Origin of the sequence: Bacteroides sp. (assembly GCF_029057325.1) — a bacterium.
Classification (GTDB): domain Bacteria; phylum Bacteroidota; class Bacteroidia; order Bacteroidales; family Bacteroidaceae; genus Bacteroides.
Genome location: NZ_JAICZW010000200.1, coordinates 1 through 19,475, shown reverse-complemented (window position 1 = coordinate 19,475; position 19,475 = coordinate 1). Strand labels below are relative to the sequence as shown.

The 19,475-nt window shown below is 48.9% G+C and carries 14 protein-coding genes and 1 pseudogene; 4 read left to right on the top strand and 11 right to left on the bottom strand.

Annotated features, from left to right (window positions below):
• The first annotated feature begins 25 nt into the window (after positions 1-25).
• Positions 26-1,540: an SLC13 family permease gene (locus tag K2G43_RS13025; RefSeq protein WP_297643591.1), complete on the top strand. Its 1,515-nt coding sequence runs from the start codon at positions 26-28 to the stop codon at positions 1,538-1,540.
• A gap of 185 nt (positions 1,541-1,725) precedes the next feature.
• Positions 1,726-3,924, top strand: a pseudogene (locus tag K2G43_RS13020) (tetratricopeptide repeat protein).
• A 3-nt stretch (positions 3,925-3,927) separates the two neighbouring features.
• Here the strand turns inward: K2G43_RS13020 and K2G43_RS13015 are convergent.
• The 6 genes from K2G43_RS13015 to K2G43_RS12990 all read right to left on the bottom strand — a co-directional run bounded on the left by K2G43_RS13015 (position 3,928) and on the right by K2G43_RS12990 (position 7,681).
• Positions 3,928-4,509 (bottom strand): Maf-like protein, encoded by a 582-nt coding sequence (locus K2G43_RS13015; RefSeq protein WP_300155939.1) that lies wholly within the window; start codon positions 4,507-4,509, stop codon positions 3,928-3,930.
• A 44-nt stretch (positions 4,510-4,553) separates the two neighbouring features.
• Entirely contained in the window at positions 4,554-5,084 is a 531-nt protein-coding gene (locus K2G43_RS13010; protein ID WP_300155936.1) for an HAD family hydrolase, read from the bottom strand.
• Positions 5,085-5,247: 163 nt separating this feature from the next.
• On the bottom strand, positions 5,248-6,048 hold the full coding sequence (locus tag K2G43_RS13005) for a Rossmann-like and DUF2520 domain-containing protein (RefSeq protein WP_300155972.1): 801 nt from the start codon (positions 6,046-6,048) through the stop codon (positions 5,248-5,250).
• 7 nt (positions 6,049-6,055) lie between these two features.
• Positions 6,056-6,391 (bottom strand): hypothetical protein, encoded by a 336-nt coding sequence (locus tag K2G43_RS13000; RefSeq protein WP_297643584.1) that lies wholly within the window; start codon positions 6,389-6,391, stop codon positions 6,056-6,058.
• On the bottom strand, positions 6,388-6,924 hold the full coding sequence (locus K2G43_RS12995; protein ID WP_297643582.1) for a nitroreductase family protein: 537 nt from the start codon (positions 6,922-6,924) through the stop codon (positions 6,388-6,390). Before K2G43_RS12995 ends, K2G43_RS13000 begins: the two co-directional genes overlap by 4 nt.
• Positions 6,925-7,327: 403 nt before the next feature.
• Positions 7,328-7,681, bottom strand: a complete 354-nt coding sequence (locus K2G43_RS12990) for a helix-turn-helix domain-containing protein (protein WP_297643580.1) — start codon at positions 7,679-7,681, stop codon at positions 7,328-7,330.
• Between the two features lie 167 nt (positions 7,682-7,848).
• Between K2G43_RS12990 and K2G43_RS12985 the strand changes: the two genes are divergently transcribed.
• Together K2G43_RS12985 and K2G43_RS12980 are read left to right on the top strand one after the other, a co-directional pair.
• On the top strand, positions 7,849-8,232 hold the full coding sequence (locus K2G43_RS12985; protein ID WP_297643579.1) for a nuclear transport factor 2 family protein: 384 nt from the start codon (positions 7,849-7,851) through the stop codon (positions 8,230-8,232).
• A 273-nt stretch (positions 8,233-8,505) separates the two neighbouring features.
• The gene (locus K2G43_RS12980) at positions 8,506-9,486 is read left to right on the top strand and encodes a GNAT family N-acetyltransferase (RefSeq protein ID WP_300155931.1); all 981 of its coding nucleotides are present in this window, start codon (positions 8,506-8,508) and stop codon (positions 9,484-9,486) included.
• A 232-nt stretch (positions 9,487-9,718) separates the two neighbouring features.
• On the opposite strand, the gene K2G43_RS12975 is transcribed toward K2G43_RS12980, so the two are convergent.
• The 5 genes from K2G43_RS12975 to K2G43_RS12955 form a co-directional block, all read right to left on the bottom strand.
• Positions 9,719-11,797, bottom strand: coding sequence for an alpha-amylase family glycosyl hydrolase (locus K2G43_RS12975; RefSeq protein WP_300155928.1), 2,079 nt, complete (start codon positions 11,795-11,797; stop codon positions 9,719-9,721).
• Between the two features lie 514 nt (positions 11,798-12,311).
• Entirely contained in the window at positions 12,312-13,721 is a 1,410-nt protein-coding gene (locus K2G43_RS12970) for a DUF5115 domain-containing protein (protein WP_300155926.1), read from the bottom strand.
• 24 nt (positions 13,722-13,745) lie between these two features.
• Positions 13,746-14,942: a SusF/SusE family outer membrane protein gene (locus tag K2G43_RS12965; protein WP_300155923.1), complete on the bottom strand. Its 1,197-nt coding sequence runs from the start codon at positions 14,940-14,942 to the stop codon at positions 13,746-13,748.
• 33 nt (positions 14,943-14,975) lie between these two features.
• Entirely contained in the window at positions 14,976-16,577 is a 1,602-nt protein-coding gene (locus K2G43_RS12960) for a RagB/SusD family nutrient uptake outer membrane protein (RefSeq protein ID WP_297643180.1), read from the bottom strand.
• Positions 16,578-16,596: 19 nt separating this feature from the next.
• A partial coding sequence (locus tag K2G43_RS12955; protein ID WP_300155919.1) for a TonB-dependent receptor occupies positions 16,597-19,475 on the bottom strand: 2,879 nt, incomplete at its 5' end.

The following is a 19,475-nucleotide window of genomic DNA, read 5'->3' as shown; positions in this document are numbered from 1 at the left end:
TTACAACCTTAAAACACCACACATTATGTTTAAAATCTTCCATGGGTTTCATTTAGTAGAAGCCTATCAAGAGCTAAAGAAATCAAAACGTCTTTCTAAAGACCGTAACATCTCGAGATTCATCAAACTGGCGATAGCCATCATCGTTGGACTGACTTTGTGGACACTCCCCGCCGAGTCATTCGGCATTCCCGATTTATCGTATGTCGAGCAACGCATCATCGCCATCTTCATCTTTGCCACTCTGATGTGGATATTCGAAGCAATACCTTCATGGACCACCTCCATGCTGGTTGTGGTGCTCTTACTATTCACCGCATCCGACAGCAGCCTATGGCTGTTCAGAGAGGGCATTCCTGCCGATGTGTTAGGAAAAACCATCAGTTACAAATCCATCATGCACTGCTTTGCCGACCCGATTATCATGCTGTTCATCGGAGGTTTCATCTTGGCAATCGCAGCTACGAAGAGCGGACTCGACCTGGTATTGGCACGCGTCATGCTGAAACCTTTCGGCACCCAGTCACGCTTTGTTCTGTTGGGATTTATCTTAGTAACAGCTGTCTTCTCCATGTTCCTCAGCAACACGGCTACCGCCGCCATGATGCTCACCTTCCTTACTCCGGTATTGAAGGCACTTCCTGCCGACGGTAAAGGAAAAATCGGTCTTGCCATGGCCATCCCCGTGGCTGCCAACATCGGCGGTATCGGCACACCTATCGGTACCCCCCCGAATGCCATCGCCCTGAAGTACCTGAACGACCCTGCCGGATTGAACCTGAACATCGGTTTCGGTCAATGGACCAGCGTCATGCTGCCCTTCGTTCTTGTCGTATTGTTCATCGCATGGGTGGTGCTACTCCGCTTGTTCCCCTTCAAGCAGAAAACCATCGAGCTGAACATTGAAGGTGAAATGAAAAAAGACTGGCGTTCTGTTCTGGTTTATATCACCTTTGCGGTTACGGTATTATTGTGGATGACCGATAAATTCACCGGTGTAAACTCCAACGTGGTCGCCATGCTTCCCATCGGCGTATTCTGTATAACAGGTATCATCACCAAACGTGACCTGGAAGAAATCAACTGGAGCGTGCTTTGGATGGTATCCGGCGGTTTCGCACTCGGTGTGGCCCTGCAGGAAACCGGACTGGGAAGACATGTCGTTGACTCCATACCGTTCGACACATGGCCGCCGGTTGTTATGATTATAGGTTCCGGCCTGTTGTGCTATGCGATGGCCAACTTCATCTCACACACGGCTACCGCCACTTTGCTGGTTCCCATCCTCGCCATGGTAGGTCTGAAGATAAGCGACCTGCTATTGCCGTTAGGTGGCGTATCTACTCTGTTGATTGGCGTTGCATTAGGTTCTTCACTGGCTATGGTATTGCCTATCAGTACACCGCCCAATGCCTTGGCACACGCAACAGGCATGATCGAACAGAAAGACATGCAGAAAGTGGGTCTCATCATGGGAGCCATCGGCCTGATACTGGGATATGCCATGCTGATTATCTTAGGTTCCAACGGAATCTTGTAATCGATTAGCATAGATATCAGACAGCCCGTTAATGGAAACGACACTCCATAACGGGCTGTTTTTTTATGCTTAAACGAGCAAGTTTCTTCTTTCCGACTGACCTGAAAAAAGAAAAGCGTAAGTTTTTCCTTTCATATTGGCATCCTTTTTGTACATTTGCCACATACATACCAATGAACAAGCAGATGAATACTCAAGACATACAAGAGCAATACCGGCACATCATCGACTTGCTGGAACAAAAAAGGGTGAAAGAAGCACAGTCCCAACTGGAAGCCTTTCTCTGGAACTGCAACGAATGGTCACTTCGTAACCGTCTGGAGCAAGTACAACTATCCTATCAATACATGCTGCAATATATGCGGCAGGGAGTTGCCGATCCCGAACGGCAAAAACTCTACAACCAAATCGTGACAGAGACTTGGGAGATTGCCGACCAAACACGTTTGGCTATACTTGACGGCATTTCCCACTGCTACTACCATTCCTCACGCAAGCACAAGAAGTCGCAGCCGCCTCTACCGGACATCGCAACCATGCGGCAGACATTAGAGACCTTCCCCGATGACTTTGCCATTTGCAGACTGATGCCGGACAGCAAAGGAATGGATGCCCTGCTGCAACGGCACGAGCAAACCAACCAAGACCTCTTCCTCTCCACCTGGCTCAACAGCTGCTGGTCTGCCGAAGAGGAACAGCAAGCCAAAGAGATGCTGGAATCCACACTGCTATCCGTCAACGACTTGTGCCTGTTTACCAGTGCTGTCATGCTCAGCCTGACAGAATGCTTCGATCCACGCAAGTTCGCCTGGCTATTGGATGCCACGACACACACCGCCACACAAGTCAGCCAACGGGCATTGGTAGGAATCACACTGACCCTTCTCACCTACCCTGCCCGCCTGTCAATCTATCCTGAACTGACAGCACGCCTTTCCTTGCTTGATGAAGACGGCAACTTCGGCAAGCAACTGAACCACGTTTACATCGAACTGCTCCGCAGCCAGGAAACGGAAAAGATAGACAAGAAGATGCGCGAGGAAATCATCCCGGAGATGATGAAGAACGTGAACAAGATGCGCAACATGAAGTTCGGCTTTGAAGAAACTCCGGAAGAGAACGACCGCAATCCGGATTGGGAAAAGGTCTTTGAGAATTCGGAATTGAGCGATAAGATGCGCGAAATAAGCGAGTTGCAAATAGAAGGTGCCGATGTCTATATGAGCTCGTTCGCCTTGCTCAAAGCCACTCCATTCTTCAAGGACCTGAACAACTGGTTCTATCCGTTCGACCCGTATCATTCCAGCATCATCAAGGAATTCGGATTCCAACTGGAGGGGAACAACAACTCTCCCGCGCTGATGCTGCAATCGGGACTCTTCTGCAACAGCGACAAGTACTCCCTCTGCTACACCCTGGCGCACATTCCCAAACAGCAACGCGACAAAATGCTCAGTCAATTGGCGCCTATGGATTTGGAAATCCAAATGGACGAAAACAGAAACAACGCCCTGAAACGATACGCCGAACGGCCGGAAGTCATCTGCAACCAATACATTCACGACCTATACCGCTTTTTCAAGCTGCACCCGCGCAGGCATGAATTCCGCGACATATTCAAGGAAGAAATCGCCCTACACCGCCTTCCCGCACTCAAGGAGATTCTGTGCAAGCCTGAATTGCTGATGGAAGTGGCCAACTTCCACTTCCGCAAAGAGCATCCGGCAGAGGCGCTGCAACTTTATCAGACATTGATAGCCCTGAAACATGCAGACGCAGACATCTTCCAAAAAGCCGGTTATTGTCTCCAAAAGGAGAAACGATACAAAGAAGCGACAAGCAACTATCTGAAAGCCGACATCCTGAAGCCCGACCACGTCTGGACCATCCGGCATCTCGCCACGTGCTATCGGCAGGCCAAAGATTTTGCAACCGCATTGGAGTATTACAAAAAAGCGGAAGCCATCCAACCGGAAAACCGCAACATCCTGTTCCATGCCGGAAGCTGCCTCGCCGAACTGGAAAGATACGAAGAAGCCCTGCAATACTTTTTCAAACTCGATTTCATCGAGAACGGCAGTTGCAAAACATGGCGTGCCATCGGCTGGTGTTCCTTCGTCTGCGGCAAATACGAGCAAGCCGTATAGTACTTCGACATGGTGGTGACGTCCCATCCGGTTGCCGGCGATTACCTCAACGCCGGACACGTTGCTTGGAAAACAGGAGATATGGGAAAGGCTGCAACACTTTACAGCAAAGCGGCTTCGGAATGCGGCAGCCAAGACCTCTTCCGGGAGCTGTTCGACAAAGACAAAGAAACGCTCCTCAAATTAGGAATCGATGAGAAAGATATTCCGCTGATGCTGGATTTAGCCACTTTATGACAGCTACACCTTCTGCAACTCCCTGTACAGCCTCTGTACGGGGAGTCCCATAATATTATAGTAACTGCCGGCTATATTCTCCACACCGATAAAGCCAATCCACTCTTGCACACCGTAGGCACCGGCTTTATCCATCGGCTGATACTTATCCACGTAATAAGCTATCTCCGCCTCGCTCAAATCGGAGAAACGCACTTCGGTCTCCGCCGCAAAGCTGCGTTGCCACTCCGGAGTAGTGATGCAAACACCGGTGAACACTTCGTGGGTGCGCCCCGACATATCACGCAGCATCCGCATCGCCTCTTCCCTGTCCGCAGGCTTTCCAAGCACCTTGCCGTCCAACCAGACAATGGTATCTGCCGTAATCATCAATTCTCCCGGCTGCATCAGCCCACGATGGGCGTCCGCCTTCTTGCGGGAAATGTAGAGAGGTATCTCCGCTCCCTGCAATGTTTCAGGATAGGACTCGTCCACATCGGGCAGCGTCCTGACTTCATACTCCACTCCCAGACCTGCCAACAACTCCTTCCGACGGGGCGAATTGGAGGCAAGAATCACTTTGTACTTCTTCAGATTGTCTAACATGAGATGATTTATGAATTATCAACTATCAATTATCAATTGTTTTTCTACCACCCGAAGGCTTTTTCGTCTGCCATCCATAGGCCGTTGGCTTTCAAGAACTGCTCCACAATGTCACGCCCGCAACCATAGCCGCCATCGGCGTGCGAAATGTAGCGTGCCACCGCCTTCACTTCCGGAGCGGCATCCTTCGGACAGCAGGGCAAGCCGCAAGTGCGCATCACTTCCACATCGGGAATGTCATCGCCCACATAAAGCACTTCCTCGTCCTTCAGCCCATGACGGTTGCAGAAGTCGCGGTAGTCGTGAATCTTGACAGACGAGCCCATATAGATGTTCTCTTCCGCCAACCCCAACGCCATGAAACGTTTGCGCACAGCTTCCGTCCTGCCACCGGTAATTATACCAAGCAGAACACCCTCCTTGGCAGCCAAGTGGAGGGAATAGCCATCCTTGATGTTGACGGTACGCAACGGCTCGCCCTCCGGACTCATCGGAATGACATTGGCACTCAGCACGCCATCCACATCGAAAAGGAGGGCCTTTATCTTCTTTAAATCATAGTTTATACTGCTCATCGCACTCTTTATTTCTTTATATATAATCTGTTTAAGGAGCAATCGGAAGCTTCAGAAGCGTACCAAAGCGTGGGAGTGTACCTACCAAAACGTGGGAGTGTGCCTACCAAAGCATGGGAGTATGTCTACCAAAGCATGGGAGTATCCGTTTCAAGGCATGGAACTATCCGTTCCTCCCTGTCAATCGGTGTATATCCTCGCTAATCTTCTGATACAACTCCCGCATTTCCGGCTCATGGGCAAGCATTTGCAGATGTTCGCCCATGACATTCTTGTCATATCGCACGGCAGGTCCTGTCTGTGCTACATGCGGTTCCAGTTCGTGCACCTTGCGTGCCGTCTCGTCTATCAAAGGGAGCATCGACTCAAACGGAAGCCCGTACTTCTTCAGCAATTCGGCCGCCAAAGCGTACATGTGGTTGGTGAAGTTGCACGTAAACACTGCCGCCAGGTGCAGGCTCTTGCGCTGTTCGGAACTTGCCTCGTAAACGTTTTCCGACAATACGGCGGCAATCTCCTTCAGAAAGTTTGTATCTTCTTCCGAATTGCCCTCCACAAAGACCGGTATTTCCCGGAAATCCACTTCCCGCTGTTTGCTGAACGTCTGCATCGGGTAGAACACCCCGTATCGTTTCGCCTGCCCCTTCCAAATATCCATCGGGATGCTGCCGGCGGTATGCACCCACAGGCCTTTTTCCTTACCTGCCACCATGCCGGGAAGCAAGTCCACAAAAGCCGCATCTTTCAGCGAAACGATATAGAGCCGCGCCTCTTCCGTGACAGCCGACAATTCTGTCACATATTCAGCTTCCACCTGTTGTGCCAGGCTTTTTGCCGACTCCTCCGTACGGCTATACACCTGTATGATGTGGAAGCCCTTCCGATAAAAAGCTTTGGCCAGATTGGTCGCCAGATTTCCCGCCCCGATAAAAGCGACGGGTGTATCTTCTATGCTTCTTCTCACCATATCCTTATCTTGTAGCCAACCAATACAGGATGATTCCCAACAGCAACAGCGCCAATGGCAGCAGATAAGCGGACATCGTGCCAAGCAAGGCGGTAATCAGTCCGAAATTCAATATCAGCCACAGCCCTATCAGCACCAGCCCCACCGACTTATCGTGCTTGAAAAGCAGGAAAATCACCGCCGTATAGAGCAGGAAATTATCCTTGTTCATCACCCACGGCAGTCCGACGGAAGAGAAATGAATCAAACGGTCCACCAAATAGAGTATGCCGAAAACAATCAGCGTAATGGCCGTTGCCTTGTATGTATCGCGATTATTGTTTGCTTTTGCCACGATCACTGCCCTCCATATTTATTAAGATGTATCTTTTCCCACTGCAAGTGGTCTTCATTGAATGGCTTGCGTTCCATGCCCTTGTGTCCGATGGCGATGACGCTGAGCACCTGCAACTGCAAAGGCAGGTCGAGCACCTCGTGCACATAGTCGCCTGAAGGAATGCCCGATGCCGTGAAACGCTCGCGCACCTGCACCCAGCAACTGCCCAGCCCCATGTCTTCGGCCTGCAACTGCAAGTAGATGGAGGCGATGGCAGCATCTTCTATCCAGACATCGCTCGCCAGCGGGTCGGCTGTCACCACCACGGCAAGCGCCGCATCGGCAATGAACTGCGAGGCCTGCTCCTTGCAGAGGGACAGCTTCTTCAATGTATCCTTATCGTCCACCACAATGAACTGCCAGGCATTGCTGCGCTTCGACGTAGGTGCCATCAGAGCGGCCTTCATCAGCTCCACCACCTGCTCCTGCGTCAACTCTTCTTCTGTAAACTTCCGCATACTGCGGCGGGTTCTTATCAATTCGCTGAAACTTTTCATAAGATATTCGTGTTTAGGGAAGGCAAAATTAAAGAAAATCTGCGGAATAACCACGAAAAGGAGGTAGAAACAATATGGCCTTTCACCCCTCTAACTCCATTAGTGACAGTTCTGCTACTACTTACCTGATTGGATTTCAATAGTTTGTAGGGCTGTACCTTGGTGCAGCCGCTCGTTTGCACGCCATCAGCAGGCATTTCGGATGCACCGGGGGGGCATCCCTACATTGAGCAATCATGTTTTTGAAGAGCGGCATAATACATTAATTATCAGACATGGGAAAAACGAGCTGACAGACACTTGCGTTCAACGTGACAAACACTTGTGTTCAACGAGACAGACACTTGTGTTTGAGACGACAGACGCAAGTGCCTGTCAAACCGATATATATTGGTAAAAACGATTATTTCTGTTTACCGTATTTCTTTTCAAACACTTCGGTATTTCTGTTGCCCCATTCAATCATTGCGTCAATGATAGGTATCAGCGTCATTCCCAAGGGAGTAATGGCATATTCAGACCGCGGAGGAAGTTCGGGATAAATAGTCTTCGCCACCAATCCGTCCTCCACCAGTTCTTTCAACTGCAAGTCGAGCACCCGAGGAGTAGCCTCGGGGAATACTCTGTGTAGTTCGCTTGGACGCAAAGCACAACGACGTAGTTCATCCAAAATGCAGGACTTCCATTTGGAATTAATCAGGCTCATGGTAAGCCGCAAAGGACATTCCAAATCAACAGGTATCTTTCTTTCGTACATAATTTCGTTTTTCTTAGGTGTTACGCCAACAAAGGTAGTGATAATACGCAGAAGCGGGGATATACCGAATAAAATTTCAGTATATGAATAATTTTTCGGTACTTGTGCGCAGAAAAACTATCCTATAATTTTGCAGCAAATTACAACTACTAAAAAAACAATTATTTATGAGAGCAAGCATTGAAGAATACAAAGCAGTGGAAGAGGCTGCCTTGAAGTTTGTAAAGAGCGTGGCAGAGGGCAACAGCAAGTATGCTCGCGAGTTGTTTATTGACGAAGCCGTATTGTTCGGTTATCTGGACGGAAAACTGGAACACGGCAGCATCGAACAGTTTTACCGCAATGTGGATACTGTCGGAGCGGGTGATAATTTCAAGGCGCGCATTGACGTAGTGGACGTAGAAGAGACCCTCGCCGTAGTTCGCGTATTGGAAGAGAAATGGGGAGGCCGCATCGACTTCACCGACTATCTGCTACTGATGAAAATGGGCGATGAGTGGCGCTGCGTAGCGAAAGCGTACAATCAAAATTCAAACACCATTCAAAAATAAGGAGAAAGTATTATGAGCACCCCCTCCTTCCGCGCCCGAAGGCATGAAAAAGAGAGAGGACCTCCCCGCTTTGCGGAGAGACAATCCGGCGAAGACACACCCCGAAATCGGAAAACCGGACCGACTTATGTTGCGGAAGTTGCGTCAGAGGCGTTCCGTGTTCCATATCCTATCTTTCTAAATATCCATGAATATGACTGCAAAGATAAGCCTTTCGCAGACTTTTATCCCTTTTTATTCGCCTATTCCGGAGATTTTGTCTAAGTTTGCGTGATGCCTTTAAAACTGACCACATACTATCACGGGAATGATATACCGGAATTGCCGGGTAACAACACATTCCATTCCACAGGGTTGTTCCGAATTTACGAAGCAACCCCGGGATACACCCCCTTGCTCATCGTCGCTTCCGAGGGAGACCGGTTCGTTGCCAAACTGCTGGCGGTAGTCCGCCGGAGCGTACGCATGTTCCCTCCCGGCATCATCAAAAGATGCGAGGTATATGGCACAGGAGAGTATTTCGACAACACCGCAGACAAGGAGGCCATCTTCAGCGAGTTGCTGCAACGCCTCACCGACGAAGCGTTGCGCAACGCTTTCCTCATCGAATTCCGCAACCTGGATAACGCCAAATTCGGCTATAAGATTTTCCGGCAGAACCGTTACTTCGCCATCAACTGGATGCGGGTCTATAACTCGCTGCACAGCGTGGAGGACGTGAAAGAGCGCTTCAGCCCGTCGCGCCTCCGGCAGATACGCAAAGGACTGAACAACGGGGCGCAAGTGCGGGAGGCGCATTCGATGAAAGAGATAACGGAATTCGCCCGGATGCTGCGCAACAACTACTCCTCGAAGATACGCCGCCACTTCCCCAGCATCCTCTTCTTCCACAATCTGGAAGAATACCTGCAGGAAGGGCAAAGCAGCATCTTCATCGTCACCTACAAAAACAAGATTATAGGTGGCAGCGCCTGCATCTATTCCGGCGAGACCGCCTACCTGTGGTTTTCGGGAGGGATGCGCAAGACCTACGCCCTGCAATACCCGGGCATACTCGCCGTATGGAAAGCCATGGATGATGCCAAGCAACGGGGATACCAGCACATCGAGTTCATGGATGTCGGGCTTCCCTTCCGCAAGCACGGCTACCGCGAGTTCGTTCTTCGCTTCGGCGGAAAACAAAGCAGCACCCGACGCTGGTTCCGCATTCGTTGGAACTGGCTGAATCGGGTGCTGACGAAGATGTTTGAATAAAGGAGCCTCTCCACCTATCCCTCCCCAGACTGTCCGGGAACATCCGTTATGCTTTCTTTCAGGCACGGATTACACAGATTTACACGGCTTTTTCTTTATCCTATCCGTGAAATCCGTGCAATCCGTGCCTAAAATCATAACAACATGTAAGCGCCAACAAGGTTTTCGGACAACCACCTCCGTAGGGAGGGAAGAAAAGAGTTAGAAGCCAATACTCTTTCTAAAACACAAACTAATTCTTCAAGCTGAATACGACCGTGCTATAGGCTCCCATTTTCACCTTCACGCCATCGTCTTCTTTCTTCTGCTGAACGTCTCCATTCACTCCGACGGCTTTCTCTATGCTGTCCGTCAATGCTATTTCAACGGTAGAGGCCCCGAAATTGTGGACAACCAGCATTTTCTCAGTGTCCTTCGTCCGATACCAGGCGGCAATGGCCTTGCCGGTGGTGGCATTACTCTCATTATAAGTGCCATGCTTTGACATCTCACCCTCAGCCAATGCCGGATAGGTGTTGCGCAACCGAGCAAAGCGCACATAAACGTTCAGCAGGGAGTTTTCATCCTCCTGTTGTTCCGTCACAGGCTTTATGGCGGAAGCTACGCCCTTGTCTATCTTGTCTGTATAAGCAGTCACCGTATTATCCCCCCACAGCATCGGGCCGCGCACATACTCGTCGCCATTATCCTTCATACCATAGAGTCCCAGTTCCTCGCCATAGTAGATGTATGGTTCGCCCGGTCCGGTCAGCAGAACCGCTGCTGCCAGTTTCTCTTTCGCGATGGACTTACCCAGCTTGGAAGCCGTGCGGTCTTCATCGTGGTTCGAAAGTTTGGTCGCCTCTATATAATCCGGACGGTTGGCCGCATAAAGCTGTTGATAGCCCATGATGTCCTTGGCAAAGTAGCAGCCCGTGCCATTGTTGATGGCCCACTCCAACCGATACCAGAAGTCGAACTCAAACAATGCGGGAAGCCCTTGGTAATAAGGAGCCACCTCGCTGGCACCGGAAAGCACCTCGCCCACCATGTAAAGGTCTTCCGTCTTGCCCTGCTGCTTGTAATAAGCGTTCAGCTCGTCATAGAAGGTCTTCAGGAACGTAGGATTCTCAGCGCCTCCGGCATTGTGATAGATATGCTTCACGGCATCCAGACGGAATCCGTCCACCCCCCGGTCTATCCATCCCTTGGCTGCGGCAACCACTTCTTTGAATGCCGGCGAGTTCTTCAGGTCGGAAACTTTGCCGTAATTGAGGTCGGCAAAAGAGTCTGTATAAAAGTGAGAGTGATAATACCACAAGTTCATAGACTCAAACAGGATGTCGGCAGCGCCATCTCCCTGCTTCAAAGCAAAAGACTCATCGTATTTCAAACGGGTACCGGCAGAGGCCGCACCATATTTATGATTCCCCCACTCCGTATTGCTGGTGCGAATCAAGAATCCCCAAGGCGAAGAGAAGTCCACCGTCAATTCATACTTGCCATCTCCCTTGTCATAGAACTTCTTGCAGACGGCAGGGTCACCATAATACAGATACTTGGCACCCGTCGTGCTTTGGTCCGGATTATCCGCATCTGCTTTTTCCGCCTTGCTGACCGTCAATGTAGGCTTGGAAGCGTTCGACCAGTCGAGCACGAATTTATAGCATCCGTTCACCGCATCATCCGAAGTCGTTGTAGAGAACCATTCTTTCGAATTATACCCCTTAGTACCCTCGCTCGAAATCATATCAATGCTTCCCGCCTTAATATCGGTTTCCGGATCTTGAGAGAAGATGTAGTAATTGCGATATGCATTGTCCGCAGAAGACTTCGCCGCCTGAAACCACGGATGCTCCACGCTGGTATGGTTCAACACATAATCCAGATAAACCTTGATGCCCCGGCTATGCGCTTCGGCAACCAATCGGTCGAAGTCGCTCTCCGCGCCAAACTTCGGATTGACCTTCGTATAATCCGTCACGTCATAGCCGTGATACGAAGGCGAAGGATGAATAGGAGAAAGCCAGATAGCCTTCACCCCTAAAGAGTTGATATAATCCAGTTTGGATATCAATCCGTTAATATCACCATATCCGTCACCGTTGCTGTCTGCGAAAGAATAGACCAACAACTGATACGAGATATCCGCACGCTTCTCCCCGTCCCAATCGGCAGGAGCAGCGGTGGTGACCGTCCATTCCGACGGTACCGGTTCCGGCTCTGGCTCCGGTTCAGGTGTCGGCGTAACGCCGTTATCATCACTACATGCTACCCAACAAATGGACAATGCACAAAACAAGAAAAAAGAAAGAAATGTTATTTTCTTCATACCTTTAGATTTTCAAATTATTAACTGACCCAAAGGTAGGAAAGAAAAAAAGAACCGACAGACTGCCTGCTATGGAAAAGCACTGTGAAACAACGAAAACGTTTGCAGGACAAAACGGCTCTGCCGATTACTTCTGAAGGAAGCATCCGGATTTTTGCAGACTACAAAAATCGTTTTCCAATCCCTACTATATAAAGCAAAAGCCTGTACAACTTTACACTTTCAAGGACGACTTTCTGTGAGATATCACACTTTTAAGGACGACTTTTTGTAGAATCACTACACTTTTAAGGACGACTTTTTGCTATTTACTTGCATTCTTCGTACATTTGCCATTGATTTTCAAGCATATATATATTTCTTATTGGTATGATAGCAAATTTCTTGCAAAATCGTCTGCCATACAATAATTATAATACAACCGACATAAGCCAATAAATCCGGTTGACAGGATAAAAAGAAAGAGGATACACCGAATCTCTGGCATACCCTCTCCTCTATTTGAGTTCAGAATTTATTTCTTCACGATTTCCAGTCTATTGTTTCCTTCGTAGCTGAGATAGAGTTTGAACTGGTAAGTTCCGGCCGCAACATTCAAGTTGGCGCCATTGTTAGCGGTAAGATTATCGAAGTTGTCACCGCTGCCGTTGCCTCCCCAGCTGGTCGCCCAGTCGTGGTTCATACGGAACTTCAAGCCACCATCCGAAGCGATTTCAGCAGTCACTTCCCAGCAAGCTTCTTCCACATTGTAAGTCAGATCGACATCATCGCCCCAATTGTTGAAGTCACCGATCATGGAGATGTTATCTACTTTTACAAGGTTGTAAGTCATTGCCGCCAAATCCACGTTGATTTGATAGAAACCGGCTTCTTCCGGAGCAGGGCAGTTATCGCTACCGTCTTGCGTCAGCTTGCCTTCGCCGCTGCATTCGTAGTCACCATCCCAATTATCCGCGCTCGGTTTAAACTTGAATTCACCGTCCAGGTAGTAATAGCCCTGATATGCGCCGTTTCCATCAGCACTATAAAGCGGGTTAGAGACTCCCCAACTGCTATCGTTGCCGATTTCATAGACATACGGTCCGAAGTTCAGCTTCTCGAACTTATAGCTGTAGTCCATCATATTCAGCGTGAAGCGGATAAACTTGGCATCACCGTCCACCGCAATCTTGAAGGAACCGTCATTGCCAATTTCCTCGCGACGTGCCACTTTACCTTCCATTCCGTTGTTTCCGTTGCCTTCCGCGCAACCGAAAACTTTCTGCCATTCACCTGTCGCATCGTTGTCAGCAATGGCAATATCGTCAGTAAAGGCAAACCAATATTCGCCATCCTCCACAGGGAATGTGATAGTGAATACGGGGTCATCGTAAACATCCTGTCCACTATGACTGAACGGCATACTTGTATCCTGCACGTCCCAGCTTGCTCCTTCTACACCACCAATCAAATAGTACTTCTCTGAAATCTGCGGAGCCTCGGGCTTTGCCGTAATCTTGAAATTGGCGGAAGCCTGCTTCACGCTTGTAACACCGTTGTTGAGCCACATGCTGATGGTAGCATCCATCTCACGCTCTGCGGGACGACGACCGAACGTATTGTTCACGTACTCCTGAAGTTCTGCCACCGATACCTGACCGGCTGCATTGATGGCGAAATCTCTGCCACCAATGGTCAGCACATACTCCGGCGCATATTTAGAATCAGAAGCTGTCGGGGCAGTAATGATACAAACCTGTACCATTTCCTGTCCCTCTGCGATTTCCGCAAAATCTATCACTCCTACGGCTGCAACGCTGCCATTGCCAAACGACAAAAGTTCTTCTTGTGCATTTTGCTGCGGATCTGCCCAGTCTGTATAGTCATCCGTACAAGCTGTGACGGAAGCCAACAGAGCAAATCCGAATAATATTTTCTTAATCATAATTATTCCTTGTTTTTAGATTTATTACTGTAAGATGAAACGATAGTAACCGGTGATGTCGTTGAAGATAACCAGATAAGTTCCCGCTTCCTCAATCACGATGTTGTCTCCGCCTTGCGTACCATAACCGTATGCACCATCAGAGAGCTTGTTCAGCGCACCGCCAATGTTGAACGACCAGGAGTCACCGTCATAGAACTTGACTTCCGCGCCGGCTTCCAACGTAAGGGTAGCATACCAGTCGTGGTTGTTTTCACCAGCCACGGTATGTACGGCAGTCATCGGATTTTCAGCAGACCAGCCGTTGAACGAACCGGTGACGTAAACCTGGCCATTGTAAGGCAGCGTTTCCGTATAAGCCTCAACTGACAATGTGTGACTGGCAGTGTTCAGCGTCACGGTATAGTAACCCGGATTCATGGTAATGTTGGCAGAACCGCCGTCGTTCTCAACGTATCCGGCATCGCCTGCGCCCCACTGGTCATCCCAACCGTCGAGCGTTCTCTTCAGCTTGAAGCCGTTACCTGCCAGGTAACCGGTCCACGTCAATTCACCTTCACCGGTCTTCTTGTCAAAGTCATAGTCCTTCTGAGGCTGCATCGGGAAAATAGAAACCGGAACTTCACTTCCCCAAGAACCGTCTGAGATATCACCACCGATAAGGTGCCACCAGAGCGGGTCAGCGTCTTTCAGCTCCACATAATAAGGAAGCACATTCAGACTTACGGCATTGGAGTAAACCACTCCATATTCATTCATGCCTGCATCGAGCACCGCCGATTTCAGACGAAGGCTCATGGCCAGTTTATCAAGCGTTACGCCCTCTTCCCAATCGCAGAGTTGTTGCAAAGCCTTGGCAATGTTAGCACCGGCCACAACGGTCTGGCAATCAGTGGTCGTTTCGTCCAATGTCACGAAATCCGCGCCACTATTGTCATCCGCAGCAGCATCAAATTCCGTAGTAAACGTACCGTTCGGAGAGATTTGTACAGAATAGGTAGCGACAACCGGAGCATTATCTTCAGTATATTGAGGCTGAGACCAACTCAAAGGAATACTCTCCGTACGGCTCAAGTCGATAAGGCCTGCTTCTACCACCGGAGTATTCAGCGTAAACTTCTTGGGTGTAAGCAATGTCGGATTGGAGTCACGGTCTGAATCGCAAGCCGAAAAAGTAAGCATTCCGGCAAGCAAGAAAGATAATAATGATATTTTTTTCATATTATTCCGTAATTTACAAATGAAACATGTTTATTAATAACCGGGGTTCTGCACCAAGTTCGGATTGGCGTTCAAGTCTGTATCAGGAATAGCAAAGACATTCAGGTTCGCGCTGAAGTTTGTACCTTCCTTTATACCGCCTTTCCACTGCCATTTGTAGTCAGAGTTACCACCGAACTTGCCGAAACGAATCAAGTCAATACGACGGCGACCTTCGAAATAGAACTCGCGGGACCACTCATCCAGAATTTCATTCAGCGAATAAGAATTCTTTGTGGAAGCGTTGGCACGGCTACGGATTTCATTGATGGCGGCCGCACCTTCCGCAGTGGTCCTGTCGCCGTTCATACGGGCGGTTGCCTCGGCATAGCTCAACCATGCTTCTGCGGCACGCATCAGGAAAAAGTCTGCATCGGGGAATTGTGAATTGTGGGCGGCACTGCCGTTAGAATAGAAGTTCGTGAACTTCGTGCAACCGAAACCGCTCTCAAACGTAGCCACATCATCGATATCCAAAGTATGTCCCTTGCCCCAGAAGAGCGCACGGTCATCTTTCGCCGCAGCCAAAATAGCCCATGTATCCGCATCTTCAGGAATTCCTCCGTTGGGGAAGAACTTGTTTATCAGGTCGGGACGGCAACGGTTACCACCCCAAGTCTCGGTCGTACCATTAGTGGCGCCATCCAAAAAAGTCATCTGGGCATTGAAAGTAGAAGCCATCAGGAAAAGAGTGGTACCCCAGCTTGTAACATCCGCGCCATCTTGCAGCAATGCGAGGACAGCTTCGTTCTGTGCACCGTTCTCACCATTATTACCCATAAACAGCATCTGGTAAGCGCTCCAACGACCTTCACCGGTCTTGTGCAACGTGTAGCCAGATTGCATCACCTTCTTGGCGTATTCCGCCGCCTTCTCCCATTGTGCGGTACCGGTGTAAATCTCGGCATTCAGATAAAGACGAGTCAGCAACATCCAACCGGCAGCCTGGTCGGCACGACCGTAAGTATTGCTTTTGGGCGCTTTCATGGAAGCGATACAACCATTCTCACCTATCAGTTCGCTTTCGATGAAATCATAAACCTGCTGACGGTTTGCCTGCTCGGCAGCCGTCGGAGAAACCGTTGTCAGGAAAGGAATGTTTCCGAAGCAATCCATCAAGTAATAGTAATAAAGGGCACGAAGAAAACGAATCTCTGCGGTCATCGCTGCATCGTGTTCGGCAGCTTGTTCCAAATAGAAATTACATACGGTCACCCCGAAGTAAAGACGGTAATAATAGCCCTTCAACATCGGGTGGCTGGCGCCCCACTGGTTGTAGTTGAATGCAGGAATACCTTCGTCGCCCCAGCAACACATCGCTTCATCGGTCGGCAATTCGTTGGCATTGAACATCTGACGAACGAAACCAGTAGTACCACCATCCAAACCGTCGATATCACAATCGCCATTAGCACCACCGTTACCAGCAACCGCCATATTGGCATAACATTTGGTAAACAAAGCATTGAAATCCGGAGTCATCACAGTACTGGGGTCAATCGGCGTAACGTCCAAATCGTTGACGCAGGAACCCAACCCTAACGACATACACAAAAGTGTCGCAGGAGCTATATGTTTGATATATTTAAAGTTCATACACTTAGTATTTTAATGGTTAGAAATTAAGAGTTAATCCCAGCTGTGCCGTGAACGGACGCGGATACAAGTTGTTGTCAATACCACCGAACACTTCCGGATCGATGCCCTTGTAGTTCGTGATGGTGAACACATTGGTCACAGCACCGTAGATACGGCCACCCAATTTAGTACCGAACAGCTTGTCGAAGCTATAACCCAATGTGATGTTGTCACACTTCAAGAATGTAGCGTTCTGTACAAAGTAATCGGACAATACATTGTCGTTGGTCTGCCATCCCTTGGCAACGGACATGGAAGGAACGTTGCTCAAGAAGCCCAAACGGTAAAGATAACCCTTGTTGACGTTGCTTGAACCGGCTTCCAGGTCATTGTAAACGTAGTTGTTGAAGTTAGCGCGCAAGGAGAAGCCGAAGTCCCAATTCTTCCAGATAAGTTTTGAAGAAAGACCTGCTGTCCAGGGAGCGGCCGGGCTCTTGTAAAAGTACTTGTCATCCTGATTGATGATGCCGTCACCGTTACGGTCCACGTAAACACCTTCAATGGGTTGGCCCGCCTTGTCATATACCTGCTGGAATACATAGAAGGAACTTGCCGGATGTCCCACCGCATGAGCCTGGCAGTTACCGCCTGTACCGGCAGAGATACCGCCTGTGGGAACGAAATAGCTTTCGTCACCAATCAATTCAGTGATTTCGTTGTCATTGTAAGTAGCGTTGGCTGTAATTTCCCAGCTCAAATCCTTGGTTTGGATAGGACGGTAAGTCAAAGAAACCTCAACACCCGTATTCTTCAAAGAACCGATATTGGATTGTACCTGATTACGGAAGTTTGAACCAGCAGATACATATACCGTGTTCAGCAAGTCGGTAGTCTTGCGATAGTAGTAATCTACGCTACCGCTGATTTTTCCATTCAAGAAACCGAAATCAATACCAGCATTGTAAGTAGTAGTGGTTTCCCAAGTCAGATCCGCATTATAAGCATTCGGACGATACATCTTTCCGTCTTCTCCAATAATAATAGGATAGTTGCTACCTACACCTTCACTTACATTGTAAGAAGCGAAATAGTTATAATCACCGATACCTTCCTGCTGACCGGTCTGACCGTAACCCAAACGGAGTTTCAAATCAGAAAGCACATCCACGTCTTTCAAGAAAGCCTCTTCCTTCACTCTCCATCCAAAAGCGAAAGAGGGGAATAATGCCCAATGGTCTTTGAAACGGGAAGAACCATCATAACGGACCGTAGCAGTCAGCATATAGCGGTCAAGCAATGTATAGTTGGCACGACCGAAAAAAGAAACCAGGTAATTCTCGCTCTTCCAAATCTTGGCATCACGCGCATACTTCTCACCGGGGTTCTCAGTATTGGTGCTTTGGTAAAGTCCCCAACCGTCTCTTTCACCTCTATGATAGAAATGCTGCCACTCGTAACCTGCCATGACGTCGAAGTGATGTGCACTATTGAAGTCCTTATAGTACTGAGCGTAAGCATTGAACATCTTGTTGTACTTGTAGATTTTCTCCCAACCGTCCCAGCCGTAATAGTTGTTGGAAGTGGACATCGGAGAGATTATCGTGGTCTGCTTACCGGTAGAGAAGTCACCACCGACGTTCATGTGCAGACGCAAATCCTCGAAACCGTGTACTTTATAATCAAATTCAGCGTTACCGATGAATGACTTGGAGTTTGCCGTATCGTCTTTCTGATTCAACAGAGCCACCGGGTTTGACGTAGCATTACGATTGGAAGTATAAAGCCAATTGGGGTCGTTCAAAGCCGAACCTTCACCATACCATTGGGTATAACCGCCAAAGTATTTGGCATAAATATCTTCTTTGCTGTAAACAGAAAAAGTAGGAATCATATAGACAGCCGCACCAATAGCGCCACCATCGGCATAACGGTTGTTGGCAATCATACCCTTTGCATTCAGGTTGATGGTCAAATGGTCATCGAAGAACTTCGGAGATACATTGACAGAAGCCGTGTAACGCTCAAAATTTGAAGTCTTCAAGATACCGTCTTGATTGGTGTAACCCAAAGAGATACGGTAAGGCATGTTCTTCAAACCTCCTGAAACAGTTATATTGTGGTCGTGGCTAAGAGCCGTGCGATAAATTTCATCCTGCCAATCCGTATTGTTGTAACGGTAAGTGCCATCGTCCAACAATTTGGCGTTAGTCAACGTACCATTAGAAGCACCTGCCATCAAGTTCCAAGCATCGCTGCCTACGCCATAAACGTTTTCTACAAATTCACCAAATTCCTGTCCACTCATCACATCGATGGTTTTCTTCTTTGTGCTGACAGACACATTACCATTATAGGTAACTGTCGGCTTGGAACCACTACGTCCTTTCTTGGTAGTAATGATAATGACACCGTTAGAACCACGAGAACCATAAATGGCCGTAGCCGAAGCATCTTTCAACACGGTGAATGTTTCAATATCGGCAGGGTTTACCATTGACAACGGATTGGCAAGGCCTTTCACGCCTTGGTTATCCATGGCAAGACCATCAATCACCACCAACGGGTCGTTGCTGGCATTCAGTGATGAACCACCACGCACACGAATAGTTGCGCCACCACCCGGAGTACCGCCACCGCTTGTCACAGAGACACCGGCAATCTTGCCTTGCATCATATCTTGTGCATTGGTTACCAATCCCTTGTTCATTTCATCGGGCTTAATAGCCGTCACAGAACCGGTCAAGTCGTTCTTTTTAGCCACGCCATAACCAATAACCACCACTTCACTCAGCAATTCCGCATCATCCTTCAACGTAACAATCACCGAAGGAGCGGCTGCCACTTCTTGTGTTTGATAGCCAATAAAAGATACCTGGAGAATTGCCCCTTTCGGAACAGATAACGTAAAGTTACCAT